Raw genomic sequence first — 24,962 nt, forward strand, 5'->3', positions numbered from 1 at the left:
GCGGTCCCCTTTGCGCGCCATCGGTACGGCAGGCGTGGCGCCCGATTCATCGCAACGTCCGTCTACCAAGACGAGGTACCCCCGCGCGCCCTGAGCAGTTTTCCTTCAAAGTGCGCAACCAGGAAGTCGAGGAACGCCCGGACCTTGGCCGACATGTTCAACCGCTCCGGGAAGACGGCAAAGATGTCGGCTGGTGGCAAGGCATAGTCTTCGAGCAGCAAGACCAGGCGGCCACTTCGGAGGTACTTGGCAAGGTCCCACTCCGCGCGCTGCAAGATCCCTTGCCCGGCCAGGCCCCAGGTCAGCGTCACTTCGCCATCATTGCTGCTCAGGGCGCCGCGCACCTTTACCGTTTCCGTCTTCTTGCCTTTGACGAAGCGCCAGATGCCATAGGCGGAGTCGTTCTGGCGCAGCACGATGCATTGATGCTGGGTCAGATCGTGTGGCGTGATCGGCGTGCCGTGTGCTTTTAGATAGGAGGGCGCGGCGCAGACCAGGCGCCGGTTGTCGGCAATCTTCCGCGCTATAAGGCGTGTGTCAGGAATCTCGCCGAACCGGATCCCTATGTCGAATCCCTCATCGCCCAGGTTCATCGGCCTGTCCGTCAGATGGAGCTGCACCTCCATTTGTGGATACCGTTTCGCGAAATCGGATATCGCGGGCGCGATGTAGGTTCGCCCGAATCCCAGCGGGGCATTGACCCGCAACGTCCCGCGCGGCGCCACATGGCTGCTGGAGATCAGTTGGTCGAGATCCTCGATCTCCACGAGCAGGCGCCGGGCGTGCTCGAGGTAGACCTCTCCCTCGGCAGTCAGGCCGATGCGCCGCGTCGTCCGGTTCAGCAACCGCACGCCAAGCCGCTTTTCCATTTGAGCCAGCCGTTTACTGATGGCCGCGGGGGTGACGTCTTGTTCACGCGCTGCCGCTGACAAGCTGCCCGCCTTGGCCAGGCCAGCGAAGAAGGCAAGTTCCGAAGGCTGTCCCATCTTCAACCTCAAGTTAATATTAGTTTGAAATTAAGTTTATCTTACTCCCTCAGTTTTCAACGATAGTTAGCTCACAGAAGGCGCCGGCATGCCTGGCGGTTGAAAGCGGCCTTCGGTGTGTGGAAAACAATGAGAGGAGCAACGCTATGCGTGAATACAAGATTGCAGCCATTCCTGGCGATGGCATCGGCCCGGAAGTCATCTCTGCCGGTTTGCAAGTGCTGGAGACCCTGGCGGGACAAGATGGCGGCTTCAGGCTGAGCGTCGAGCATTTCCCTTGGAGCTCCGACTACTATCTGGAGAAAGGCTACTACATCCCCGAAGGCGGGCTGGAGCGCCTGAAGCAGTTCGACGCCATCTTCTTTGGCGCAGTGGGCGCCCTGAACGTACCCGATCACGTGTCGCTGTGGGGCCTGCGTCTGCCTATCGCCCAGGGCTTCGACCAATACGCCAATGTGCGTCCGGCGCGCGTCCTGCCGGGGGTGAAGAGCCCGCTGGCGAATGGCAAGGACATCGACTGGGTCATCATCCGCGAAAACTCGGAAGGCGAGTATGCAGGCAACGGCGGTCGTACTCACCGTGGCCTGCCCATCGAGACCGGCACTGAAACAGCTGTCTTCACGCGAGCCGGGGTCGAACGGATCCACCGCTTCGCATTCGAGATCGCACAGAAGCGCCCCCGCAAACACCTCACCCTGGTGACCAAGTCGAACGCGCAACGCTTCGGCATGGTGATGTGGGACGAGATCTTCTATGAAGTCGCCAAGGGCTATCCGGACGTCAAGGTTGACCGCGAACTGGTCGACGCCGTGACCACGCGCATGGTGTTGAAGCCCCATACGCTGGACGTGGTGGTTGCGACCAACCTGCATGCCGACATCCTGTCCGACCTGGCAGCAGCGCTGTCTGGCAGCCTCGGCATCGCGCCGACGGCCAACCTGAACCCGGAACGCCTGTTCCCGTCGATGTTCGAACCGATCCACGGTTCTGCCTTCGATATCACGGGCAAGGGCGTGGCGAATCCGATCGCCACCTTCTGGACCGCGGCCATGATGCTCGAGCATCTGGGCGAGAAGCCCGCGGCGGACCGCCTGATGGCAGCCATCGAGCAGATCACCGCCAACGGCGTCTTCACCCCGGATCTGGGCGGCAATGCGACCACCGCGTCTGTCACCGAAGCCATCTGCAAGGTGTTGGCCGATCAGGTCAAGAAGGCGGCCTGAAGCTGGAAAAGTAGTGCGGCTTGCCGCGCCGCGCCGCAGCAAACCGCTAGCGGGTTAGCACCGGCACAGGTGCCCCGCACCGTGCCGGCCCTGAATGGGCCGGCCAACAAAGAATTCCATCAGGAGACAGGCATGCAATCCGTTATCCGGACTGCGGTGGCTGCGTTCGCCCTCGCTCTCGGCGCCGGCGCCGCTTTCGCCCAGGCATATCCCACCAAGCCCATTCGCCTCATTGTCCCGTTTCCCCCGGGGGGCACCACCGATGTCCTTGCCCGCACGGTGGGACAAAAGCTCACGCAGGCGCTGGGCCAGCCCGTCATTATCGAAAACCGGCCGGGCGCTGGTGCCACCATCGGCGCGGACGCCGCCGCAAAGTCTGCGCCGGATGGCTACACGCTGCTCATGGGCGCGGTTCATCACACCATCGCACCGAACGTCTACAAAAAGCTCTCCTACGACTTCCAAAAGGACCTGACACCGGTCTCCGTCGTTGCCATCGTGCCGAACGTACTCGTCGTCAGCCCGAGCTTCCCGGCCAGGAACGTGCAGGAGTTGGTTGCCTATGCCAGGGCCAACCCAGGAAAGCTGACCTACGCGTCCAACGGCAACGGCACGGCCCATCACCTGATCGGCGAGCAATTCAAGGCACAGACCGGCAGCAACATCGTCCACGTTCCCTACAAGGGGAGCGCCCCGGCTATCACCGACCTGATGGGCGGCCAGGTCTCGATGATGTTTGACACCGCGTCGTCCGCGCTGCCTTACATCAAGGCGGGCAAGCTGAAGCCGCTGGCGGTCGCCACGGCCAGGCGCTCTTCCGCACTGCCGGATGTGCCTACCCTTGCCGAGTCGGGCTTGCCAGGATTCGACATCGCCTCCTGGTTCGGCATCCTTGCCCCAACGGGAACGCCGCCTGAGATCGTGAACCGGCTTTGCACGGAAATCACCAAGGCCCTGGCACTCCCCGATGTGAAAAAGCAATTTGCCGCCATCGGCGCAGAACCGGTCGGCAACACCCCGGCCCAGATGACGGCCCAGATCAAGGAAGAAGTCACCCGCTTCGGCAAGCTCGTCAAAGAGGCGCGCGTAAGCATGGACTGACCAGGAGGCACGGCCGTCGCGAAGACGTCGGCCGCATCCGTTTGATGAAGGCAAGACAGGCTGCGCTGCAAGTGCGTCGCCACAGGAGACATCATGAAAAGGCGACTCATAAGCTCACTGTATGTCCAGGTGCTCATTGCCGTGGCGGCGGGCATCCTGCTGGGTATCTTCATGCCCCATATCGGCAGCGAGCTCAAGCCACTTGGCGATATCTTCATCCGCCTCATCAAGATGGTGTTTGCACCCATCATCTTCGCGACGGTCGTGCTCGGCATCGCCAAGATGGAAAGCATGAAAGACCTTGGCAGGGTAGGCTGGCGTGCCTTGCTGTACTTCGAAGTGCTGTCGACATTTGCGCTGCTGCTCGGCGTCATCGTGGTCAACGTGGTACAGCCCGGCCACGGCATGAACGTCGACCCGGCGACGCTCGACACTAAGAGCATTGCCGCCTATACGGCGCAGGTGAAGCATGACGGCGTCATGGACTTCCTGCTCAACCTTGTGCCGATGAGCATTGTGGATGCACTGGCCAAGAACGACATCCTGCAGATCCTCGTGTTCTCGGTATTCATGGGCGTGGCCCTGGCCCATCTTGGAGAGCGCGGCAAGCCGTTCGTCGCCGCCCTGGACTCGTTCGCCAATGCCATGTTCGCGATCGTCGGCATGATCATGCGCCTCGCGCCGATTGCCGCGTTCGGCGCGATGTCATTCACGGTGGGCAAATATGGCTTTGGCTCCATTGCTTCGCTTGGCAAGCTGGTCGCCACCATGTATGGGACCTGCGCGCTGTTCGTGCTGATTGTGTTGGGTGCCATTTGCCGCATCTGCGGATTCAGCCTGTTCAAATTTCTGAAGTACATCAAGGACGAAATCCTGACCGTGCTGGGAACGAGCTCGTCCGAATCCGTCATTCCGCAGTTGATGCGCAAGCTGGAGAACGTCGGCGTGTCGAAGCCCGTCGTGGGGCTGGTGGTGCCGGCGGGGCTTACCTTCAACCCCGATGGCCAGTGCATCTACTACACCATGGCCGCGATCTTTATCGCACAGGCAACCAACACGCCATTGACCCTCACCGACCAGTTCGTCGTGCTTGGCGTGCTGCTGCTGACGTCGAAGGGTTCCGCGGGCATCACCGGCTCGGGTTTCATCACCCTGGCGGCAACGCTCGCGTCGCTGGGGAAGATTCCGGTGGCTGGGATGGTTCTCCTGCTTGGGGTGGACCGCTTCATGTCGGAGGCGCGCGCCATCACCAACACCATCGGCAACGCGGTTGCGACCATGGCGATTGCCAGGTGGGTCGGCGCACTCGACGAGGACCGCGTCCAACGCGTGCTCAATGGCGAAGTCGACCCCGAGGACCTCGATCAACTCTATGAAGGTGTCGCCCCGGAACCCGTCCCGCTGGTGCCGCTGCAGCCGAACTATGCCGCCGACGCCCGCAAGAGCGCTTGATACCGGAACGGAAACAGGTAGCGCATCGTGAAACACCTCGCCATTGAACCCCCTCGTGCATTCCTGGAGTCGCTTTTCCGGACTGCCGTATCCGCAGCGGACCCGCGGGACTGCCTGGCGTCCGCATTACCCGAGCCGCCTGCCGGTCGCACCATCGTCGTCGGGGCCGGCAAGGCCGCCGCCAGCATGGCCCGGGCGCTGGAACAGGCGTGGCCGGGCCCACTCGCTGGACTGGTTGTGACGCGGTACGGCCACGCCACGCCGACCTCGCGCATCGAAGTCGTCGAAGCCGCGCATCCGGTACCCGACGCGGCTGGCCAGCGCGCCGCGGTTCGCATGCTGGATTTGGTCTCAGGGCTGGGCCCGGACGATCTGGTCATCTGCCTGATATCCGGCGGCGGATCCTCGCTGCTTAGCCTTCCGCTGGCCGGCATAAGCCTGGAGGAAAAACGCGCCGTCAACCAGGCGCTGCTGGCCAGCGGCGCGACCATCTCGGAGATGAACTGTGTGCGGCGGCATCTTTCCGGCATTAAAGGCGGAAGGCTTGCCGCTGCGTGCCATCCGGCTCGCGTCGTTACGCTGCTGATCTCGGACGTACCCGGCGACGACCCGGTCAATATCGCTTCCGGACCGACGGTATGCGACGCGACCACGTGCCAGGACGCGCTGGATATCGTCCGGCGCTACGGGATCCTGCTCCCGGCCAGCGCGGAGCGTCTCCTGGCGTCCGGCAGCGGGGAGTCCGTCAAGCCTGGCGACGAACGGCTCGCGCACAGCGAGGTGCGCATGATCGCGACGCCTGCCATCTCCCTTGCCGCCGCGGCGCAGGCAGCGGCGGCCGCGGGCATCCAGCCCTATGTACTGGGGGATCGCATCGAAGGCGAGGCCACCGACGTCGGCAAGGTGATGGCTGGCATCGCCTTCCAGGCCGCGCAGGGAACGGCGCCATTCCAGCTTCCGTGCGTGCTTCTGTCAGGGGGCGAGACCACCGTCACGGTCAGAGGCAATGGCCGCGGTGGGCGCAACGTGCAATTCCTGCTTTCCCTGGCCATTGCGCTGGACGGCCACCCGGGTGTCTTTGCGCTGGCCGCCGATACGGATGGCGTGGACGGCATCGAAGAGATCGCAGGGGCATACGCCGACCCCACGACTCTCTCGCGAGGCTGGCAAAGGGAGATGGCGCCGCACGCCTTTCTCGCCAACAACGACGGACACACCTTCTTCGAGGCGCTAGGCGACGCCATCGTCACGGGCCCCACTCTTACCAACGTCAACGACTTCCGCGCCTTGCTGATTACCAGCCCGGCCGGGAAAGGATGCTAGATCATGCGCCGCACTCGAAATGCCAAGATTGTCGCCACCGTTGGACCGGCCAGCAGCGATGCTGCAACCCTTCGCCGCCTGTTCATGGCCGGCGCCGACGTTTTTCGGCTGAACTTCAGCCACGGCACGCATGCCGACCACAAGGCACGCCTCAACCTCATCAGGGATCTGGAGACGGAGCTGGGACGGCCTATCGGCGTCTTGCTGGACCTGCAAGGGCCAAAGCTGCGCGTGGGCCAGTTCGGGAACGGTCCCGTTACGCTCGTGCGAGGCCAGACGTTCCGGCTTGACATGGACAAGGACCGCCCGGGCGACGCGACCCGGGTTGCGCTGCCCCATCCGGAGATCTTCGCGGCACTGAAAGCGCAGACCGACCTGTTGCTCGACGATGGGAAGCTTCGCCTCCGGGTAAAGGCATTCGGGCCGGACTATGCCGAGACCGAAGTGATCGACGGTGGGGTGCTGTCCGACCGCAAGGGCGTTAACGTGCCAGGCGTCGTGCTGCCGCTGTCGGCCTTGACCGCGAAGGACCGCGAAGACCTGGACTACGGCTTGTCGCTCGGGGTCGACTGGATCGCATTGTCTTTCGTCCAGCGTGCGGAGGACATTCGTGAGATCAAGGAGATTGTCGGAAACCGGGCCAGCATCGTCGCCAAGCTGGAGAAGCCCGCGGCCATCGCGGAGCTGCATGCCATCGTCGCCGAAACCGACGCGGTGATGGTCGCCCGCGGCGATCTTGGCGTCGAAATGCCTGCCGAGCAGGTGCCGTCCATCCAGAAACGCATCGTGCAGGCTTGCCGCAAAGCGGGCAAGCACGTTATCGTCGCCACGCAGATGCTGGAATCCATGGTGAGCTCGCCTGTACCGACGCGCGCCGAAGCATCCGACGTTGCCACCGCCATTTACGACGGCGCCGACGCCGTCATGCTCTCCGCAGAATCGGCCTCGGGGAAATTCCCCGTCGAAGCCGTGCAGATGATGAACAGCATCATTGTGCAGACGGAGGCAGACCCGCACTACAGGGAGGTCATGGAGGCGTCGCAAACACCACCGGAGCCGGACATCGCCAACGCAATCGGCAGTGCAATGCGCCGCGTGGCCGGGCTTCTCCACGTAGCCACCACCGTGGCGTACACGAGCTCAGGCTATTCCGCCATGCGCATGTCTCGCGAGCGTCCCGATGCCCCCATTATCGGCATGACCCCAAACCTGCATGCTGCGCGTGCCATGGCACTCGTCTGGGGTGTGCATGCGGTCATCATCCACGAAGTGGAGAGCGTCACCGAGATGACGACCTATGCCTGCGACACGGCCGAGAGCGAGGGCTTTGCCACTTCGGGGCAAGTCATCGTGATCTCCGCGGGCATGCCATTTGGCACGCCTGGCACGACCAACCTGCTTCGCATCGCAACGGTTGGCCAGCCGGCCGCCTGAAGACCCTCGGCACCCACGACATCACTATTTGAGGCATTCATCATGACCGTCATCCGATCCATCCGAGGCTTCGAGGTATTGGACTCCCGCGGCAATCCCACCGTGGCCGCAGAGGTGACACTGGCCGATGGCGCCTGTGGATATGCGGCCGCACCCTCGGGCGCCTCCACCGGCAGCCGGGAAGCACTGGAACTCCGGGACAATGACCCGGCTCGCTACGGCGGCAAAGGGGTCCGGCAAGCCGTCAAACACGTCAACGAAGACCTGAGCGCAACGCTGGTCGGTTGCGACGCGGCGGACCAGGCGGCCGTGGATGGCCTGCTCCTGCAAGCGGACGGTACGGAGACGAAGTCCCGCATGGGCGCGAATGCGCTTCTGGCGGTGTCCCTTGCCGCCGCCAGGGCAGCGGCTGCATCCCAACGGGTGCCGTTGTACAGGCGCTTCTCGACGGCCGACCGCTTCGTGCTGCCGGTACCGATGATGAATGTGATCAACGGCGGCGCTCACGCCGACAACAACGTCGACATACAAGAGTTCATGATTCTGCCGGCAGGCGCCGCTTCATTTGCCGAGGCGATCCGTTGGGGTGCCGAGGTATTTCACTCGCTCAAGAGCGTGCTGCGAAAGCGTGGCCTCTCCACTGCTGTGGGTGACGAGGGCGGGTTTGCCCCTGATCTTCCCTCCAATGAGGCTGCGCTGGAAGCGATCATCAGTGCAATCGAGCTCGCCGGCTATCGGCTTGGCCCCGATATCGCGCTGGGGCTGGACGTCGCCAGCTCGGAGCTCTATGAAAACGGAGTGTATAGCCTGGCCTCGGAAGGCAAGCGCTTCGACGCCAGCGGCTTCTGCGACTATCTCGCGGCGCTGGCGAAGAACTACCCCATCGTCACAATCGAGGATGGAATGGCAGAGGACGACTGGATAGGATGGAAGCTGCTGACGGAGACGCTCGGAGAACGCATTCAGCTTGTGGGCGATGATCTGTTTGTCACCAACACGGCCATCCTGGAGAGAGGCATCGAAGAAGGAATCGCCAACTCCATCCTGATCAAGCCGAATCAGATCGGTACCCTGACAGAGACTCTGGCCGCCATATCGATGGCCACTGCGGCAGGATACACCGCGGTCGTGTCCCATCGCTCCGGTGAGACGGAAGACACGACGATTGCCGATATCGCGGTAGGGACTTCGGCCACCCAGATCAAGACAGGCTCACTCTGCCGCTCGGATCGTGTGGCCAAGTACAACCGGATACTGCTGATCGAAGCCGAGTTGGGAGAACTGGCTACGTATGCGGGATCGACCGCGTTTGGGCCGCCAGCCCGCCGCGCGCGTTCAAGGCGGCGCTGACATCTCCTGCAAGAGCGGTGCCTTGTCGTTCACTGCCGAGCCAATCAGCGCAAAGCCGATAGTGCGTCCTGTCGCCGGATCGGAGCAGATGGCCCGGATGCTGTTGCGCACATCGTGAGGATGCAGCGCAATGCTCCACGCGCCGCTGGGATGCGTTGGTGTGGCGATGACGGCCGGGGTGGCAGCCGTTTTCAGGCTAGCGGGCATCACCGGAAACACCACGCGTTGCGGGTTGCCGGCCAGCGTGCGCGCGGCGTGCATGATGGGCGGCACGTATGGCTGGAACAGCCCTTCCATTTCCGCGCAGTCACCGAGCGCGTAAATGTCCGTGGCGCTGGTCCGGCACCAGGCATGGGTACAGATGCCGTGGCCGACATCCAGCCCGGCCCCTTGCGCGAGTCCGATGTCCAGGTAGTCCGGGCAAGCTATGCGGAAGGTGCGGGTGGCGGTGGCCGGGTCGAACGGCAGCGCCGGATTGAGGATGCTGGTCATGCCGCGCAGTGCCTGCGATACCGGCTCGATCATGGCCAGCGCCTGCGTGGTGGGCACCATGCGGGTGCCGCTGCGCACCAGCAGCGGGTCGCCGGTCATCTCGCGCCGCCGCCGCAGTGCAACACTGATCGCCGGCTGGGACTGGCCCAGCAGGACCGCTGTGCGGGAGACGCTGCACTCGGTCAGCAGGGTATGCAGGATGCGGAGCAGCTGGAGGTGTAGCGAGGCTTTGGACATCACGATTGGGCAAGGTTGGTTATCAGGACGGGAGGCATTGCCGCCGCTTGCGAACGCGGTATGATCTGGCGATCCATGGCCCGGACGCCAGCGATGCTCCGGGACGGTGCACTTGCGGCCAGGCGGTGGCCGCCGACATAACGCGGTGAGGGAAAGATGAAAACCAGCGCAAGAAACAAGCTGACCGGCAAGGTGACGGCAGTCCACCAGGGCGCGGTGAACGACGAGATCGAACTCGAGGTTGCCGGCGGCGCGAAGATCGTCGCTACCATCACCAGCGACAGCACCAAGCGGCTCGGGCTCGCGGTAGGCAAGGAAGCCATTGCGCTGATCAAGGCGTCGTCCGTCATCGTTGGCGTGCCTGAACCGGACATGCTGCTCTCCGCCCGCAATCAGCTTGTGGGCACGGTTTCGGGGGTCAAGACCGGCGCCGTCAATGCCGAAGTCGTCATTGGCCTGAAGCAGGGAGGCGAGATCGTGGCCATCATCACCAATGACAGCGTGAGCAACCTGGGGCTGGTGCAAGGCGGCGCGGCCGTCGCCATCTTCAAGGCCTCCAGCGTTTTGCTGGCCACTCGCGCCTGACCCTGCCTACCGTGCCGCCGGCGCCGCGAACACTTCCAGGCTGATCAGCCTGGAGACGTAGCGCCCGGCCTAGCCGTCGTTCGGGACTACCAGCCGGGCAAAACCGGTGGCGGTTGCCGGCGCCGCCGGATATGCCGGCGTTTGCGGAGATCGTGCGGTGGATTCGGGAGGGGCGGTGGGTGGTTATCCCACCGCCGCCGAGCCGCGCTTGCCTGCCTGCGGCCTTTCGTCACTCGTCAGCCTAGCCAGCCCTTGATGGTCGCCGCCATGACGTTGGCCGAGATGCCGTAGCGATCGTGCAACGTAGGCAGTGCGCCAGCGTCCAGGAACGCGTCCGGAAGGCCAATCTGCCGGAATGGCGCGCTAACGCCCGCGCGCATCAGCGCAGTCGCCACCCCTTCGCCGAGACCGCCGATTACCGTATGGTTCTCGGCGACGACGATGAGCCGGCCGGCGCGCTTTGCCTCTCGCACGATGGTTTCGGTGTCAAGGGGTTTGATCGTCGGCACGTGCAGCACGCCAACGCCCACGTGATCTGCTTCCAGCGCCTTGGCGACTTCGAGCGCACGCATTGTCATGATGCCAGACGAGATAACAAGCACCTCCGCGCCGTCGCGCAGCAATTTTGCCTTGCCAAGTTCAAAGCGATAGTCATATTCATCGAGCACCATGGGGACGTTGCCGCGCAGCAGTCGCGCGTAGACAGGACCGCGATGTGCCGCGATGGCGGGCACCATTTGCTCGGTGTCCAGCGCATCGCACGGATCGATGACGGTCATGTTCGGCATCGCGCGCATCAAGGCCAGATCCTCGGCGGCCTGATGGCTTGGTCCATAGCCTGTCGTGAGGCCGGGAAGCGCACAGACGATCTTCACGTCCAGGTTGTCTTCGGCGATGGCCTGGTGCATGAAGTCATAGGCGCGGCGCGTGGCAAAAACCGCGTACGTGGTGACAAAGGGCTGTGCCCCCTCGTGCGCCAGGCCGGCGGCAGCGCCCATCAGCAACTGCTCGGCCATGCCCATCTGGTAGTAGCGTTCGGGGAACGCCTTCGCAAAGAGATGCAGGTCGGTGTATTTGCCGAGGTCGGCCGTCATGCCGATTACGTCGGGCTTGTTGCGGGCCAGTTCCACCAGCGCATGTCCGAACGGGGCAGGGCGGGTCGCCTGGCCCTCTCCGGCAATCGACGCGATCATTGCGGATGTCTTCAGACGCGGCTTGTTCAAGGTTGCGTTGCTCATGCTTGCCTCCCGGCTTCCAGTGCTTCCAGCGCGAGCTGCCACTCGTGGGCGTCGACGCGGATAAAGTGATTCTTCTCGCGTTGCTCCAGGAAAGGAACACCGCAGCCCATGCGCGTATCGCAAACGATCATGCGTGGCTGCGCGCCCGGATGCGATCGCGCCGTATCGAATGCCGCTGCTACCGCCTCGATATTGTTGCCATCGACGCGCTGCGTAAACCAGCCAAATGCCTCCAGCTTCTCCACCAGCGGTTCGAATGCCATGATCTGCGTCGATGGCCCGTCGGCCTGCTGGTTGTTGACATCGACAATTGCGATGAGGTTGTCCAGCTTCCAGTGGCTCGCGGACATGATGCCTTCCCAGATCGCGCCTTCATCCAGTTCGCCATCGGAGAACAACGTATAGACAAAGGCATCGGAGCCCTTGCGCTTGAGGCCAAGGCAACGGCCAACGGCTATCGTCAGGCCCTGCCCCAGAGACCCGCCAGACATCTCCATGCCTGGCGTGTAACTTGCCATGCCTGACATCGGCAGGCGGCTATCGTCGCTGCCATACGTCTCCAGCTCTTCCGCCGGGAGAATGCCTGCTTCGAACAAGGCGGCATACAGCGCGATCGCGTAGTGCCCGTTGGACAGGAGGAAGCGGTCTCGCCCTTCCCACTCCGGGTCTTCCGGCCGGTAACGCATGGCACCGAAGTACGCGACGGCAAGGACGTCTGCGATGTCGAGTGCCTGCCCGATATAGCCCTGGCCTTGCACTTCACCCATCAACAGGGCATTCCTGCGGATTCGATAGGCGCGCTCTGGCAGTGCCACGGGCGCTTCGGATGAGGATGAATTCATATTCGTCTCCTGCGTATATCTGATGGTCAAGGGGATGGAGAAGCTCAACGGTTGACAGTCTTCGCCGGGACAAGGAAGACAAGCAGTGCGCCGAGCACGATGACGCCTGAGATAAAGATCAGGCCGGCCGTCGATTTTCCGGTCAGGTCGTTGAGCCAGCCTACGATGGCCGGGGAAAAGAAGCCGGCAAGGTTCGCGAAGCAGTTGACGGCTGCGATCCCGGCCGCTGCCGACATGCCGCCCAGCAAAGCGGTGGGCAATGCCCAGAACTGCGACGAGGACGTCAGGATTCCCGCCGCCGCGATGCTCAGGCAAACGATCGAAGCACCGACGCTGCCAAGCAGAGGAAGCGTCGCAAAGCCAGCCGCCGCCACCAGCATCGGGATCGCCAGGTGCAGGCGCCGCTCGCGGCGCCGGTCCGCGCTCAAGCCGACCAATGGCAGCGCAATAATCGCGCACAGGTACGGCAAAGCGGTAAGGATGCCCACCCACAAGGGGTCCGCGACGCCGGACTTCCTGACGATGGTCGGCAACCAGAACGTCAAGCCGTACTGTCCGAGCACGACGCAGAAGTAGATGGATGCCATCAGCCAGAGCCGGCGATCGGCGATGAACGCGCGGATCGACACGTGCGAGACCTTCTGGGCGTTGTCGCCAGCGACGTTGCGCGCAAGCAGCGCTTTCTCCGCTTCGGTGAGCCACTTCGCACTCTGGATGCCGTTGTCCAGGTAGAGCAGGATGGCGATGCCGAGAACGAGCGATGGCAGCGCCTCCAGCATGAACAGCCACTTCCAGCCGGCCAGATCCAGCACGCCGTGGAATGTGTGCATGATGTAGCCGGACAGTGGTCCGCCCACGATGCCCGCCAGCGGTATCGCCATGAAGAACATCGATAGCGCTTTGGCTCGCCTTTCCGACGGAAACCAATAGGTCATGTAAAGAATGACCCCGGGCGCGAATCCGGCCTCCGCGACGCCTAGCAAGAAGCGCAACACGTAGAAGGAGGTGGGCGTGCTGACAAACGCAAAGCTCGCCGAGATGATGGCCCACGTCAGCATGATGCGCGCGAGCCAGTTGCGCGCACCCACCTTGTGCAGAATCATGTTGCTCGGGACTTCGAAGAGGAAATATCCAAGAAAGAAGATGCCGGCGCCAAGGCCATAGATCGTTTCGCTGAAGCGCAGGTCATTGAGCATCTGCAGCTTGGCAAATCCCACATTGACCCGGTCCAGATAGGCGCCGAGGTAGCAGAGCATGAGGAACGGTATCAGGCGCCGTACCACTTTCGCGTAGGTTTTGGATTCAAAGGTGGCGGCATCCGTGTGCGCCATCACATCGCCCGCGACGGGCGAAGCGTACTTGGTCTTCATGTTGTCTCCTGCCAGGCGCCCCGGGTTAGCCCGAGTGCGCCGATTGTTCCGCCAGGTGAAGGCGGCAGTCGAGGGACGGTCAGTGAATCAGCATCCCGCCATTGACGTCGAGTGTGATGCCGGTGAGGTAGGCGGACAGATCGCTGATCAGGAAGAGGCAGGCGTTGGCCACATCGGCGGCATCGCCGAGACGCCCGAGCGGAATGCCTTTGATGATGTCGGCCCGCATTTCCGGCGTTAGCTTGTCGCCGGTGATGTCCGTCTGGATCAGGCCTGGCGTAATGGAGTTGACGCGAATGTGGTCGCCGCCAAACTCCCGGGCCATGGCGCGTGCGAGGCCAAGCACGCCCGCTTTCGCCGCGCTGTAGTGCGGACCGCCAAAAATGCCGCCGCCACGTTGCGCGGAAACCGACGACATGCAAACGATGCTGCCGTGCTGCTGCGCCTTCATTTGAGGGATGACGGCCTGCGACATGTAGAGCGTGCCGCGCAGGTTCACATCGACGACGGCATCGAAGTTGGCCGGTTGGATGTCCAGCGTCCGCAGGGGCTGCGTAATGCCGGCGTTATTGATCAGGCCATCGATGCGGCCGTATTTTTCGAGGGCGGCGCGCGCGGCCAGTTGGCAGGCCGCGCGGTCCGTGACATCGCATGCAATGCCGAGGTGATCTTCGCCAAGGTCCAGTGCCGCCCGCTCCGCGTCTGCCTGCCGCAGATCCAATATGACTACCCTGGCGCCTTGCGCGGCCAGCGCGCTTGCCGTTGCCTTGCCGATACCGCGGGGGGATGCGGCACCGGTCACGATCACAACCTTGTTCTCGAGCATCATGTCTGTCTCCTGACTGTTGAAATGATGGTTCGAGTCTGGTGCCTCGCGCGGCTCCGATCAACGCAGTCCGTCTCAGCTATTGCTGAGAAATTTTCAGATGAGAGATGTGATTCCAGGAGGTAAATTCCTGGTGCGCTGCACCATGCGTGAGCCGCATGGGCCGCATGCCTACTTCAATTCCCGGTCGATCCAGTCGAGGAATCGCTGTACCCGAGGCAAGTCCGCATTCTGGGATGGGCAGACGATGTGATGCGCGCCCACCTCCACGGCATACGTAGGGTCAAAGACCGGTACCAGCGTCCCCTTGCTGAGATGGACCGACGCCAGCAGCATGCTTTCCAGCGCCACGCCGATGCCAAGGGCCGCCGTCTCCAGCGACATGTACGAGCGGTCAAAGGAAAAGTCGAACGCCTGGTGCTCGCCTGAGACGCCGAATCTGGCAAACCACTGCTGCCACTGGACGAGAGGCGTCTCGGAGAAAACCAGGCGCTGGCCCAGCAGGTCGGCCGGAGTGCGGATAGGGTGTCGGGCAAGATATTCCGGGGAGGCCAGGGGAGCAATGAACTCGTTGCGCACTGTCTTGACCTGCAGATCGCGCCAGTGCGCGGAGCCGTAGCGGATATCGACGTCGTAATAGCCGCTTGTGAAGGAGATGTCCTCATAGGAGCAGGCTACGTTCAACTGAATGTCGCCGTTGTCGGCCTGAAACGATTTCAGCCGAGGCAACAGCCACATCAAGCCGAAGCTCGGGCTCGAATGCACCCTGAGAATGTCGACTTCAGCCTGGCTCGATGCACGCTCGGTCGCGCGGTTCAGTTCAGCGAGCGACCCGGTCACGTCTCGCAGGTATTGCTCCCCGACCGGCGTGAGGGCCAGCCCCCGGCCCTGCCGGAAGAAGAGCGGCTGGCCAATGATGGACTCGAGGTTGGCAATCTGATGGCTCACCGCCGAGGCGGTCAGGCCCAGTTCCTCGGACGCCCGGCTTACGCTCTTCGTTCTCGCGACGCTCTCGAACGCAATGATCGACTTCAGCGGCGGAATGCGCATATTCAGCTCTCCGGTGACGGCGGTAAGAGTGGTTTGTACTTGGAGCGGCCTCGGCAACTGTCCCCGGCCGGCTGGGGATACGCCCGGGACATGGCAAGGAGCGACAGAACTTCACCGCTGCCCTGGCGGGATCCATGATGATCATATCGCGTTGGTGGTCTCGCGCGTCGAAGTTGCCGACGTGTAGCGCTGGCGAAGAGGACTCCCGCAAAGGCCCGTCAGCAATGCTGCGTAAAAGCAAAAACGGCTTAGAGACTCAAATTCTCTAAGCCGTTGATTTGCTAAACGTAACAGGTGGTGCGGCTGGCAGGATTCGAACCCACGACCCCTTGGTTCGTAGCCAAGTACTCTATCCAACTGAGCTACAGCCGCACGCGAGGGCGAGACTATATCGCACCCTGGGGCAAATACAAGTATTTCCGCAGATAAGAGAACACACGGGGGGCGCGGGGGGCTCAGCCACTAAGTGACGAGGTCAATCAAGCCCGGCAACATCAGGTACGCCCCAATCACCACCAGCACCCCGAACGCAATCCGCCGCGTTGCCACCGCCGAAAGCGGTGGTGGAAATCGCCGGGCCGCAATCGTAGTCACGGCCACGACAGGCACCGCGAGCGCTGCCTGCACCCAGATATCGGTGCCGAGCTGCCCCTGCCACGCGCTGAACAGCGTCCGAGTAACCGAGGTGGCCGTGAACACAAGAATCAGCGCACAGCGAATCTCCACCATCGACAGCGGCTGGCGGTAGAACTGGAAAATCAACGGTGGCCCGGACACGCCGAACATGCCGCTGAGCAGCCCGCCAAAGATGCCGCTGACGAAGAAGCTGCGGTCGCCGGAGCGCCGCACCAGCGGGGCAGGGCGCAGCGCGGCGCTCAGCCCGCCATACAGGACCACCGCGCCCAGCAGCACCTGCAGGATGCCGGCGGCGGCGCCGCTCAGGTAGTCGAGTATCAGCACGCCGGCCACCACGGAAGGCAGGATGCCCAGCGTGGCCGCGCCGACGGCACGCCAGTCGATATGGTGCATCTTGCCCGGCAACGCCACCGCACTGTTGGCCAGCGTCACCAGGCTCACCAGCGTGGCGACGGTGGCGACCGGCGCGAGGCCCAGCCCGCTGGTCGCGCCCATCACGATCATGCCGAGGCCAAAGCCGGTTACCGTCTGGAAGTAACTTGCCGCGCCCATCAGTGCGAGCAGCGGCAGCAAGTGGTCAGCGGTCATGACAGTTGCGCGGCCATCGGGGCTTCCGTCCGGGCTTGCGCGGCGGCTTGCGCCTGCACTGCCGTTACGGCAATCACATAGAACACATCGTCCGCGCTGCAGCCGCGCGAGAGATCGTTGGCCGGCTTCTGCAAGCCTTGCAGCAAGGGCCCGATCGCCTTGGCGCCGCCCACGCGCTCGGCCAGCTTGTAGCCGATATTGCCGGCTTCCAGGCTGGGGAACACCAGCACGTTGGCGCGGCCTTCCACCCTGGAGTGCTCGATCTTCTTCATGGCGATTTCGGCAACGATGGCGGCGTCGAGCTGCACATCGCCATCGATCGCCAGGCCGGGCCGCTGCGCAGTGACGAGGCGCGTGGCCTCCACCACCTTGTCGACGGCCGCATGCCGCGCGCTGCCGCTGGTGGAGAACGACAGCATCGCCACGCGCGGCGTGTCCATCAGCAGGCTTTGCGCGCTGTCGGCCGCCGCCATCGCGATCTCGGCCAGTTCGCCGGCATCGGGGTCCACCACCAGCCCGCAATCGGAAAAGATCAGCCCGCCCTTCAGTGCGTGGAAGGGCTCGCACAACATCATCAGGAAAAAGCTCGACACCAGCTTGAACGCAGGGTGGATGCCGATGACCTGGATGGCGGTGCGCACCACGTCGGCGGTGGTGTGCACCGCGCCGGCCACGGAGCCGTCCGCATGGCCCAGGCGCACCATCAGGTTGGCAAAGCACAGGGGTTTGAGCACCTCGCGCCTGGCGTCTTCCAGTGTCATGCCCTTCTTTGCCCGCAGCGCGAACAGTTTCTGCGCGAAGGACGGCGTTAGCGCGGAGCTGGCCGGGTCGATCACGTCCATGCCGGCAAGGCCGATGTCAGCAGCGGCGGCGGCCTGGCGGATGCGCGCGGCATCGCCCACCAGCACGATGCGTGCCGTGCCCTCGCGCGTGGCGCGTTGCGCCGCCTGCAGGATGCGTGGATCCTCTGCCTCGCACAGCACGATGCGCTGGGGCGCCGCGCGTGCGCGCTCGATAATGCGGTTGATCGCTTTCATGATGGGGTCGCTCAGAATGGAATATGGCCGGAAGCAGCGGACGCCGCTTCCGGCCAGACGTCCGCTACTTCACTGGCTCAAACGTAGTCCTTGTACTTGTCGAGCATGCGCACGGGCTTGGCCAGCGCATCGCGGCGGAACGGGTCGCCCAGCTCGCGGGTGCACATGATCTCGATGATGGTGGTCTTGCCGTGGTTCATCTGCAGGTCGATGGCGCGCTTGAGCGCCGGGCCCACATCCTCCAGCTTGTCCACCACGATGCCTTCGGCGCCCATGGCGCGCGCGATCTCGGCAAAGCTCTGGTTGTCCAGTTCGCCGGCGACGAAGCGGCGGTTGTAGAAGTCCACCTGGTTCTTCTTCTCCGCGCCCCACTGGCGGTTGTGGAACACCACGGCCGTCACCGGGATGTTGTGGCGCACGCAGGTCATGGTCTCCATCAGGCTCATGCCCCAGGCGCCGTCGCCGGCATAGGACACGGCCGGGCGGTGGGGTGCCGCCACCTTGGCGCCGATGATGGTGGGGAAGGCATAGCCGCAGTTGCCCCAGCTCATGGCGGCGAAGAAGCTGCGCGGCTTGTTGAAGCGCAGGTAGCTGTTGGCCACCGAGTTGATGTTGCCGATGTCGGTGGAGACCATCACGTCTTCCGGCATGGCCTTCTCCAGTTCGCGCAGGACCTGGCGCGGATGCAGGTAGTGGCCGCCGCCGGGCGTGCGTTCCTGCTTCTGCTCCTCGATCATGTCCAGGCTGTAGGGGTCACGCTCGTGGGTCCACTCGTCGAGCTCCTTCTCCCACGCAGCCTTCTCGGCGGCGATCTGGCCGGCGCGGTCTTCGCGGGAGGCGTCGCACACCAGCGTGCGTCCGGCGAGACGCTCGGTCAGCGCCACGGCGGCGGCCTTGGCGTCGCCGCAGATGCCCACCGAGATCTTCTTCACCAGGCCAAGCATCTTATGGTCGGCATCGATCTGGATGATCTTGGCGTTCTTGGGCCAGTAGTCCATGCCGTGCTGGGGCAGGGTGCCGAACGGTCCGAGGCGCGAGCCGAGGGCGATGACGACGTCGGCGCGGGCGAGCAGCTTCATGGCCGCCTTGGAGCCCTGGTAGCCCAGCGGGCCGCACCACAGCGGGTGGCTGGCGGGGAAGGAGTCGTTGTGCAGGTAGCTGTTGACCACCGGCGCGCCCAGCCGCTCGGCCAGCGCCTGGCACTCCGCGATGGCATCGGCCATGACCACGCCGCCGCCGGAGATGATGACGGGGAATCTGGCCTGCGCGAGCAGTTCGGCGGCTTCGTTCAGGCGCTGGTCGCCGCCGGGGCCGCGGTCCAGGCGCTGGGGCTGGGGGATATCGGCCTTGATCTGTCCGTAGAAGTAGTCGCGGGGGATATTGAGCTGGGTGGGGCCCATCTCGGCCATGGCGCGGTCGAAGCAGCGGCCGGTGAATTCGGCCATGCGGGCCGGGTGGGTGACGTGGCCCTGGTACTTGGTGAATTCCTGGAACATCGGCAGCTGCTTGGCCTCCTGGAAGCCGCCCAGGCCGATGCCCATGGTGCCGGCCTCGGGGGTGACGATGACCACGGGGCTGTGGGCCCAGTAAGCGGCGGCGATGGCGGTGACGCAGTTGCTGATGCCGGGGCCGTTCTGGCCGATGACGACGCCGTGGCGGCCGGAGACGCGGGCATAGCCGTCGGCCATATGGCCGGCGCCCTGCTCGTGCACGACGGGGATCAGGCGGATGCCGGCGGGGGCGAAGATGTCCATGGCGTCCATGAAGGCCGACCCCATGATGCCGAACATGTCGGTCACGCCGTTGGCGGCGAGGGTCTCGACGAAGGCTTCCGAGGGGGTCATGGCCTGCGGGCCGGTGGCGGCGGCGCCGTCGGCGGGTTGGGTCTTGAGGGATTCGGGCAAGTGTTCGCTCATGGTGTCAGGTCTCCGGTCTATCGATCTCAAAACGGAACCAAATGTTCCGAAAAGTGTTCGTGAGTCGAAATGTAGGATGTGAGCGCGAGATGGTCAATAGAAGAATTCGATAAACGGAATGCCGCGTACCTAAAAACGGTAGTAAATACCCTTTAAAGTGCGGCAAAGTCAACCTGGCGGGGCGTGTGGACCCACAGTTGGTCCCCGCTGGCTCTAACCCGGCGAGGGCCGGCTTTCTACCATAGGGCTACACCGCGCTCAGGGCTTGCTTCAACAGCACCCGGTGCGCGCCGGGCTGACTCTCCGCAGAGAAGAGCGCCGCTAAAACGAGAGGACGCAAAGACGTCCCAACCAGACGGAGACATTGGCATGCTTCATGCACATCACCTCTTCCTCCTCGAGCAGGCACCGCCCTGGTGCCAGGCTTCCCGTGCCGGCGATCTCCGCCACAGCACACCACACAGTCAATCTTGAGGAGGTTCATCATGCGTTGGATCAAGCAGCTTGCAGCAAGCGTGGTCATGGCGGCGGTCGTCGCCCCGGGCGCCTACGCGCAGACCAAGGAAGTCGTCATCGCCTACCAGGACATGGTGGTGCCGTGGCGCTACGCGCAGGACATGAAGGAAGTCGAGAAGCAGACCGGCTACAAGGTCTCGTTCCGCCAGTTCGGCGGCGGCGGCGACGTGATCCGCGCGATGGCTTCAGGCCAGATCGCGATCGGCGAAGCCGGCACCTCGCCGATTGCCTCGGCGCTGTCGCAGGGGCTGGACGTGGAGCTCTTCTGGATCCTGGACGACATCAACGCGGCCGAGGCCATGGTGGCGCGCAACGGCAGCAATATCAACAGCGTGGCCGACCTCAAGGGCAAGCGGGTGGGCGTGCCCTTTGTCTCCACCACGCACTACCACATGCTGGTAGCGCTGGAGCAGGCCAAGATCAATCCCAAGGACGTCAAGATCATGAACATGCGGCCGCCCGAAGTGGCCGCGGCCTGGGAGCGCGGCGACATCGACGCCACTTTCATCTGGGATCCGGTGCTGGCCAAGCTCAAGCAATCGGGCAAGGTGCTGGTGACCTCCGGCAAGATCGCCGCCGAAACCGGCAAGGCGACCTTCGACGGCATGATCGCCAACAAGAAGTTCGCGCGCGAGAACCCCGAGTTCATGGTCAAGTTCGTCAAGATCCTGGCCGCGGCGGATGACAAGTATCTCCAGGACAAGGCCGCATGGACCGCGGAATCGCCCATGGTGAAGGCGGTTGCGAAAGTCTCCGGCGCCAAGGCCGAAGCCGTGCCGGCCAGCATGGCGCTGTACGGATTCCCCACGCTGGAGGAGCAAGCCTCGCCTCGCTGGCTGGGCGGCGGCGCGGCCAAGGCGCTGCAATCGGCGGCGCAGTTCCTGAAGGAGCAGGGCACCATCCAGACCGTGCTGCCGGACTACGGAACGGGCGTCAATGCGGAGTGGGTGAAGCGGGCTCTCGCTACCAGGACGCCGGCCTGATTGTCTTGTGCGCCGCGGAGCGGGCGATGTCCGCTCCGTGGCCTTGAATGACCTTTTCCGGAAGTTTGCAGCTATGGCCAAACTCGAAATCGACAACCTGAGCGTTAACTACGGCGGCCGTGGCGGCGCCGAAACGCTGGCCCTGTCGCAAGTCAATCTCACTATGGAGCGCGGCGATTTTGTCGTCGCGCTGGGCGCCTCCGGGTGCGGCAAGACGACCTTGCTGTCGTGCATTGCCGGCTTCATGCAACCCTCGGAAGGCGAGATCCGCCTCGACGGCAAAACCGTGCACGGCCCTGGTGCCGAGCGCGGCGTGGTGTTCCAGAAGCATGCATTGATGCCCTGGCTCAATGTGCTGGACAACGTGGCGCTGGGCCTGCGGCTGCGCGGCGTGCCGCGCGCCGAGCGCTTGCGCATCGCGCAGGAAAAGCTGGCGCTGGTCGGCCTGGAGAAGGTGGCGGCCAAGCCTGTCTACCAGCTCTCCGGCGGCATGCAGCAGCGCGTGGGCATTGCCCGCACGCTGGCCAACGACCCTGCGGTGATGCTGATGGACGAACCGCTTGGCGCGCTGGATGCGCTCACGCGCGAAACCATCCAGGCGCTGATCCTCAAGCTGTGGGCCGCGGAACAGAAGATCGTGTTCTTCATCACCCACAGCGTCGAGGAGGCGTTGTTCCTGGCCACCCGCCTGATCGTGATGACACCTTCGCCGGGACGCATCGCGCATACCTACGAGCTGCCCTTCGCGCGGCGCTTCATTGCCTGCGGTGATGCCCGCGAGGTCAAGTCCGATCCCGAGTTCATCCGGTATCGCGAAGAAATCGTCGACCTGATCCATGCCACGCCCTGAGGAGTCCGACATGACTGCTACCGCCCAACGACTCGAACCCCCTCCCGGGGCCGGCGCCATGCCCGCCAGGCCGGCCGCGCGCCGCATGAAGGCCGTCTCCGGCTACCGCCTGCCAGGCGAGGGCTCAAGCTCGCGCATCTCCACCATCACCGTGGTCTCGCTGCTGGCGCTGTGGTGGATCGCCAGCCACCTGCGCTGGCTGCCGCCACTGTTTCTGCCCACGCCGGAATCCATCATCAATGCCTTTGTCGATGCCTGGAACGGCAATGTGCAAGGCGGCCTGCCGCTGACCGAGCATTTCCGGGCCAGCATGGTGCGCGTGTTCGGCGCCTTCGCGCTGGCCACGGTCACGGCGGTGCCGGTCGGCGTGATGATGGGCGTGTCGCGCATCGCGCGCGGCGTGTTCGATCCGCCCATCGAGTTCTACCGGCCGCTGCCGCCGCTGGCTTACCTGCCGCTGATCGTGATCTGGTTTGGCATCGATGAAACGTCGAAGATCCTGCTGATCTTCCTGGCCTGCTTCGCGCCGCTGGCGATGTCGGCGCAGGCGGGGGTGCGCTCGGTCACTATCGAGCAGATCAACGCGGCGTATTCGATGGGCGCCAACCGGTGGCAGGTGATCCGCCATGTGGTGATTCCCGCTGCGCTGCCTGACATCCTGACCGGCATGCGCATCGCCATCGGCTTCGGCTGGACCACGCTGGTTGCCGCCGAGATGGTGGCCGCCACGTCGGGCCTTGGCCAGATGGTGCTCAACGCGTCGAACTTCCTGCGCACGGATGTGGTGATCATGGGCATCGGGCTGATCGGCCTGATTGCCTATACCTTCGACCTGCTGATGCGCAAGATGGAGAAGTGGCTGGTGCCCTGGAAGGGAAGGATGTAAAGCCGAAGCCTGTGTTGTGCCGGGCGGCAGTATGCGCCGCCCGTTTCCCCGCCTAGAACGTAGCGGCCAGCTCCCTGGCCGTTTCCTGCAAGCGCGGCACGAACTCCAGCGAGCGCGACAGCGGCGAGCGTGCCGTGGGCGCATGCACCGCCAGGGCCGCCACCACCTGCCCGCGCTCGTCGCGCACCGGTACCGCCACGCAGGAAATCCCCGCCACGAATTCCTCGTTGTCCACGCCAAGCTGCTTGTGGGCGCTGCGGTCCAGCTCGGCTTCGAGCAGTTCCACATCGGTGACGGTATTGGGCGTGAAGCGCTCCAGCGGCAACTGCCGCACCAGCGCGGCGCGCTGCTCGCGCGGCAGCAGCGACAGCAGCAGCTTGCCGCTGGCCGAGCAGTGCAGCGGCACGCGCGATCCTGGTTTCAGGTCCAGCCGCAGCGGCCACGGGGCTTCCATGCGGTCCAGGTACAACACCGAGGTTTCGTGCAGCATGGTCAGGTTGACCGTTTCGCCGATATCGGCCACCAGCCGTGCCAGGATGGCATGGCGCAACTGGCGCGTGCCCGAGTGCGTGACGATGGCCACGCCCAGCCGGGACAGGCGCGGCCCCACCGCGTAGGCATTGCGCGCGCCGGGCTCGCGAATCACCAGCCCGCCCGCTTCCAGCGCGCCAAGCATGCGGTGCAGGGAAGCCTTGGGCGCTTCGAAACCCTGCATGATTTCCGCCAGCGACAAGGGCCGGTCGGCCGCCACCAGGAATTCCAGCAGCGCGAAGGCGCGCAGCGTTGGGGTGTCGCGGTCCGCCGCCGCGTCGGCTGCGGCGTTCGGGACCGGCGCCGTGGCGGCCGGTTCTTCCAGTCGCAAGGGTGCCGCCGCGCGTGCGCCTTTGGCGGATTTTTCCTTGGGTGCCTCAGGAGGCGCTTTTCTTTGTGCTGCTACTGTTGCCGATTTCAATTCGGACTCCGTTCCGGAAAACGAGACAGATTGATTGTATTCCACTTCAGACCTTCGCTTGTGGGCGCCATCAGCCGGCGCGTCTGCCGCCCCCATCGGGAGCCGGCAAGGGCTTAGCGTTCGTCGCAAAGTACTTTTGCCATGCCGCGCGCAGCCTCGCGCAACGTCGGTACCGCTCGCACCAGCGCCTCCAGCGATACCCGGGCCGTGGGCGCATGACAGGCGATAGCCGCGATCACGGGGCCATCCGGGGCGGCGCTGTCAGCCGTGCCGCCGCCGGCGCGCACGGGTACCGCCACCGCCGTCATGCCGCGGACGAATTCTTCGTTATCCACGCCGATACCCTGGGCGCCGAGGCGGTCCAGTTCAGTGTCGAGCGCGCCGATGTCGGTCAGGGTGCGCGGCGTATAGCCGCTGATTTCCAGGCGCCGCAGCGTCTGCTGCCGCTCCGCGCGCGACATGGCCGCAAGGAACAGCTTGCCGCTCGCCGTGCAGTGAAGGGGCACGCGGATGCCCGGTGAGAGTTGCAGGCGCAGGGGCTCATCCGTCTCCACCCAATGCGCGGGAGGCTCCATCCAAATCGGCGCGTCGCGTAGCGACACATAGGCGGCGCCGTCCGATTTGGTTGGAGGGGGATAGCGCCCGGCTCGCAGAGCCGGTTAGTCGTTAGGGCGAGCTTGCTGCTGGATGTATTGCTTGATGACGTCCAGTGGCGCACCGCCGCAACTCAGGATGCAGTAGCTTCGGCTCCAGAGCACTGGCTTGCTGTAGTAGTAGCAGTAGCGCGCCAAGTGTTCCTTAAACTGGTTTCTCCGCCGGCGGCTGGTGCCTGTCTTTAGGGCATTCACGAAGTCAGCCGTCGCGACGGTAGGCGGTAGCTCCAGCAAGAGATGAATGTGGTCGGCTTCGCCGTTCACTTCCAGCAGCGTCCCTTCCCAGGCCACGCAGCGCTCCCGCGCTTGCGTGCCGAAGGCGCTCAGCATGGCATCCGTCAGACATTTTTTGCGGTACTTCACTACAATGACTAGATGGTATTGCAACGCCTAAACGCAGTGGGATAGGGACTTGACTTACTTTCCGCAGGTCGCC

General features: G+C 64.1%; 22 protein-coding genes, 1 tRNA gene and 1 pseudogene. 10 read left to right on the plus strand and 14 right to left on the minus strand.

Annotated elements, in window-relative coordinates:
• Positions 1 to 62: 62 nt before the first annotated feature.
• Positions 63 to 986: a LysR family transcriptional regulator gene (locus ACZY0R_RS11045; protein ID WP_488858386.1), complete on the minus strand. Its 924-nt coding sequence runs from the start codon at positions 984 to 986 to the stop codon at positions 63 to 65.
• 146 nt (positions 987 to 1,132) lie between these two features.
• On the opposite strand from ACZY0R_RS11045, the gene ACZY0R_RS11050 reads away from it, so the two are divergent.
• The 6 genes from ACZY0R_RS11050 (at position 1,133) to eno (ending at position 8,869) form a co-directional block, all read left to right on the plus strand.
• On the plus strand, positions 1,133 to 2,209 hold the full coding sequence (locus ACZY0R_RS11050) for a tartrate dehydrogenase (protein WP_488858387.1): 1,077 nt from the start codon (positions 1,133 to 1,135) through the stop codon (positions 2,207 to 2,209).
• Positions 2,210 to 2,341: 132 nt separating this feature from the next.
• Positions 2,342 to 3,310: a tripartite tricarboxylate transporter substrate binding protein gene (locus tag ACZY0R_RS11055; protein ID WP_488858388.1), complete on the plus strand. Its 969-nt coding sequence runs from the start codon at positions 2,342 to 2,344 to the stop codon at positions 3,308 to 3,310.
• Between the two features lie 93 nt (positions 3,311 to 3,403).
• Positions 3,404 to 4,762: a dicarboxylate/amino acid:cation symporter gene (locus ACZY0R_RS11060; protein WP_488858389.1), complete on the plus strand. Its 1,359-nt coding sequence runs from the start codon at positions 3,404 to 3,406 to the stop codon at positions 4,760 to 4,762.
• Between the two features lie 27 nt (positions 4,763 to 4,789).
• The gene (locus ACZY0R_RS11065; RefSeq protein WP_488858390.1) at positions 4,790 to 6,085 is read left to right on the plus strand and encodes a glycerate kinase type-2 family protein; all 1,296 of its coding nucleotides are present in this window, start codon (positions 4,790 to 4,792) and stop codon (positions 6,083 to 6,085) included.
• 3 nt (positions 6,086 to 6,088) lie between these two features.
• Positions 6,089 to 7,519, plus strand: coding sequence for a pyruvate kinase (gene pyk / locus ACZY0R_RS11070; protein ID WP_488858391.1), 1,431 nt, complete (start codon positions 6,089 to 6,091; stop codon positions 7,517 to 7,519).
• 42 nt (positions 7,520 to 7,561) lie between these two features.
• Positions 7,562 to 8,869, plus strand: a complete 1,308-nt coding sequence (gene eno, locus ACZY0R_RS11075; RefSeq protein WP_488858392.1) for a phosphopyruvate hydratase — start codon at positions 7,562 to 7,564, stop codon at positions 8,867 to 8,869.
• Here the strand turns inward: eno and ACZY0R_RS11080 are convergent.
• The gene (locus ACZY0R_RS11080; protein WP_488858394.1) at positions 8,855 to 9,598 is read right to left on the minus strand and encodes a LysR family transcriptional regulator; all 744 of its coding nucleotides are present in this window, start codon (positions 9,596 to 9,598) and stop codon (positions 8,855 to 8,857) included. The two genes, eno and ACZY0R_RS11080, sit on opposite strands and share 15 nt — an antisense overlap.
• Before the next feature lie 156 nt (positions 9,599 to 9,754).
• Between ACZY0R_RS11080 and ACZY0R_RS11085 the strand changes: the two genes are divergently transcribed.
• Entirely contained in the window at positions 9,755 to 10,183 is a 429-nt protein-coding gene (locus ACZY0R_RS11085) for a TOBE domain-containing protein (protein ID WP_488858395.1), read from the plus strand.
• A 236-nt stretch (positions 10,184 to 10,419) separates the two neighbouring features.
• Here ACZY0R_RS11085 and ACZY0R_RS11090 read toward each other — a convergent pair whose 3' ends face one another.
• The 9 genes from ACZY0R_RS11090 to xsc all read right to left on the minus strand — a co-directional run bounded on the left by ACZY0R_RS11090 (position 10,420) and on the right by xsc (position 19,686).
• On the minus strand, positions 10,420 to 11,421 hold the full coding sequence (locus ACZY0R_RS11090; protein WP_488858396.1) for a transketolase family protein: 1,002 nt from the start codon (positions 11,419 to 11,421) through the stop codon (positions 10,420 to 10,422).
• Entirely contained in the window at positions 11,418 to 12,263 is an 846-nt protein-coding gene (locus ACZY0R_RS11095) for a transketolase (protein WP_488858397.1), read from the minus strand. The genes ACZY0R_RS11090 and ACZY0R_RS11095 overlap by 4 nt, the downstream gene beginning before the upstream one ends.
• A gap of 44 nt (positions 12,264 to 12,307) precedes the next feature.
• Positions 12,308 to 13,633 (minus strand): MFS transporter, encoded by a 1,326-nt coding sequence (locus ACZY0R_RS11100; RefSeq protein ID WP_488858398.1) that lies wholly within the window; start codon positions 13,631 to 13,633, stop codon positions 12,308 to 12,310.
• 79 nt (positions 13,634 to 13,712) lie between these two features.
• On the minus strand, positions 13,713 to 14,462 hold the full coding sequence (locus ACZY0R_RS11105; RefSeq protein WP_488858399.1) for an SDR family NAD(P)-dependent oxidoreductase: 750 nt from the start codon (positions 14,460 to 14,462) through the stop codon (positions 13,713 to 13,715).
• Positions 14,463 to 14,630: 168 nt separating this feature from the next.
• Positions 14,631 to 15,509 carry a LysR substrate-binding domain-containing protein gene (locus tag ACZY0R_RS11110; RefSeq protein ID WP_488858400.1) on the minus strand — a complete coding sequence of 293 codons (879 nt, stop codon included), beginning with the start codon at positions 15,507 to 15,509 and terminating at the stop codon, positions 14,631 to 14,633.
• 295 nt (positions 15,510 to 15,804) lie between these two features.
• Positions 15,805 to 15,881 (minus strand) — tRNA-Arg (locus ACZY0R_RS11115).
• Between the two features lie 90 nt (positions 15,882 to 15,971).
• Positions 15,972 to 16,733: a TSUP family transporter gene (locus ACZY0R_RS11120; RefSeq protein WP_488858401.1), complete on the minus strand. Its 762-nt coding sequence runs from the start codon at positions 16,731 to 16,733 to the stop codon at positions 15,972 to 15,974.
• Positions 16,730 to 17,770 carry a phosphate acetyltransferase gene (gene pta / locus ACZY0R_RS11125; RefSeq protein WP_488858402.1) on the minus strand — a complete coding sequence of 347 codons (1,041 nt, stop codon included), beginning with the start codon at positions 17,768 to 17,770 and terminating at the stop codon, positions 16,730 to 16,732. The genes ACZY0R_RS11120 and pta overlap by 4 nt, the downstream gene beginning before the upstream one ends.
• 77 nt (positions 17,771 to 17,847) lie before the next feature.
• Positions 17,848 to 19,686 (minus strand): sulfoacetaldehyde acetyltransferase, encoded by a 1,839-nt coding sequence (gene xsc, locus ACZY0R_RS11130; protein WP_488858403.1) that lies wholly within the window; start codon positions 19,684 to 19,686, stop codon positions 17,848 to 17,850.
• Between the two features lie 485 nt (positions 19,687 to 20,171).
• Here xsc and tauA point away from each other — a divergent pair, with 485 nt between their 5' ends.
• The 3 genes from tauA (at position 20,172) to ACZY0R_RS11145 (ending at position 22,921) form a co-directional block, all read left to right on the plus strand.
• Complete coding sequence (tauA, locus tag ACZY0R_RS11135) at positions 20,172 to 21,185, plus strand: taurine ABC transporter substrate-binding protein (RefSeq protein ID WP_488858404.1); 1,014 nt, start codon at positions 20,172 to 20,174, stop codon at positions 21,183 to 21,185.
• A 73-nt stretch (positions 21,186 to 21,258) separates the two neighbouring features.
• Positions 21,259 to 22,035, plus strand: a complete 777-nt coding sequence (locus tag ACZY0R_RS11140) for a taurine ABC transporter ATP-binding protein (protein WP_045243183.1) — start codon at positions 21,259 to 21,261, stop codon at positions 22,033 to 22,035.
• A gap of 10 nt (positions 22,036 to 22,045) precedes the next feature.
• Positions 22,046 to 22,921 (plus strand): ABC transporter permease subunit, encoded by an 876-nt coding sequence (locus ACZY0R_RS11145; RefSeq protein WP_045243182.1) that lies wholly within the window; start codon positions 22,046 to 22,048, stop codon positions 22,919 to 22,921.
• 52 nt (positions 22,922 to 22,973) lie between these two features.
• Here ACZY0R_RS11145 and ACZY0R_RS11150 read toward each other — a convergent pair whose 3' ends face one another.
• From ACZY0R_RS11150 to tnpA, 3 genes and pseudogenes are all read right to left on the minus strand, one after another.
• Positions 22,974 to 23,702: an IclR family transcriptional regulator gene (locus ACZY0R_RS11150; protein WP_428180526.1), complete on the minus strand. Its 729-nt coding sequence runs from the start codon at positions 23,700 to 23,702 to the stop codon at positions 22,974 to 22,976.
• Positions 23,703 to 23,986: 284 nt separating this feature from the next.
• Positions 23,987 to 24,427: pseudogene (locus tag ACZY0R_RS11155) on the minus strand (IclR family transcriptional regulator); the annotation flags it as partial.
• Between the two features lie 105 nt (positions 24,428 to 24,532).
• Positions 24,533 to 24,913, minus strand: coding sequence for an IS200/IS605 family transposase (gene tnpA / locus ACZY0R_RS11160; RefSeq protein ID WP_488858405.1), 381 nt, complete (start codon positions 24,911 to 24,913; stop codon positions 24,533 to 24,535).
• Positions 24,914 to 24,962 lie beyond the last annotated feature (49 nt).

It is taken from the genome of Cupriavidus sp. F041, assembly GCF_057814235.1.

Bases quoted from the DNA above. Each gene is read 5' to 3' on its own strand.
- ACZY0R_RS11045 (WP_488858386.1), bottom strand. From the start codon at position 986: ATGGGACAGCCTTCGGAACTTGCCTTCTTCGCTGGCCTGGCCAAGGCG.
- ACZY0R_RS11050 (WP_488858387.1), top strand. From the start codon at position 1,133: ATGCGTGAATACAAGATTGCAGCCATTCCTGGCGATGGCATCGGCCCG.
- ACZY0R_RS11055 (WP_488858388.1), top strand. From the start codon at position 2,342: ATGCAATCCGTTATCCGGACTGCGGTGGCTGCGTTCGCCCTCGCTCTC.
- ACZY0R_RS11060 (WP_488858389.1), top strand. From the start codon at position 3,404: ATGAAAAGGCGACTCATAAGCTCACTGTATGTCCAGGTGCTCATTGCC.
- pyk (WP_488858391.1), top strand. From the start codon at position 6,089: ATGCGCCGCACTCGAAATGCCAAGATTGTCGCCACCGTTGGACCGGCC.
- eno (WP_488858392.1), top strand. From the start codon at position 7,562: ATGACCGTCATCCGATCCATCCGAGGCTTCGAGGTATTGGACTCCCGC.
- ACZY0R_RS11080 (WP_488858394.1), bottom strand. From the start codon at position 9,598: ATGTCCAAAGCCTCGCTACACCTCCAGCTGCTCCGCATCCTGCATACC.
- ACZY0R_RS11085 (WP_488858395.1), top strand. From the start codon at position 9,755: ATGAAAACCAGCGCAAGAAACAAGCTGACCGGCAAGGTGACGGCAGTC.
- ACZY0R_RS11090 (WP_488858396.1), bottom strand. From the start codon at position 11,421: ATGAGCAACGCAACCTTGAACAAGCCGCGTCTGAAGACATCCGCAATG.
- ACZY0R_RS11095 (WP_488858397.1), bottom strand. From the start codon at position 12,263: ATGAATTCATCCTCATCCGAAGCGCCCGTGGCACTGCCAGAGCGCGCC.
- ACZY0R_RS11100 (WP_488858398.1), bottom strand. From the start codon at position 13,633: ATGAAGACCAAGTACGCTTCGCCCGTCGCGGGCGATGTGATGGCGCAC.
- ACZY0R_RS11105 (WP_488858399.1), bottom strand. From the start codon at position 14,462: ATGATGCTCGAGAACAAGGTTGTGATCGTGACCGGTGCCGCATCCCCC.
- ACZY0R_RS11110 (WP_488858400.1), bottom strand. From the start codon at position 15,509: ATGCGCATTCCGCCGCTGAAGTCGATCATTGCGTTCGAGAGCGTCGCG.
- ACZY0R_RS11120 (WP_488858401.1), bottom strand. From the start codon at position 16,733: ATGACCGCTGACCACTTGCTGCCGCTGCTCGCACTGATGGGCGCGGCA.
- pta (WP_488858402.1), bottom strand. From the start codon at position 17,770: ATGAAAGCGATCAACCGCATTATCGAGCGCGCACGCGCGGCGCCCCAG.
- xsc (WP_488858403.1), bottom strand. From the start codon at position 19,686: ATGAGCGAACACTTGCCCGAATCCCTCAAGACCCAACCCGCCGACGGC.
- tauA (WP_488858404.1), top strand. From the start codon at position 20,172: ATGCGTTGGATCAAGCAGCTTGCAGCAAGCGTGGTCATGGCGGCGGTC.
- ACZY0R_RS11140 (WP_045243183.1), top strand. From the start codon at position 21,259: ATGGCCAAACTCGAAATCGACAACCTGAGCGTTAACTACGGCGGCCGT.
- ACZY0R_RS11145 (WP_045243182.1), top strand. From the start codon at position 22,046: ATGACTGCTACCGCCCAACGACTCGAACCCCCTCCCGGGGCCGGCGCC.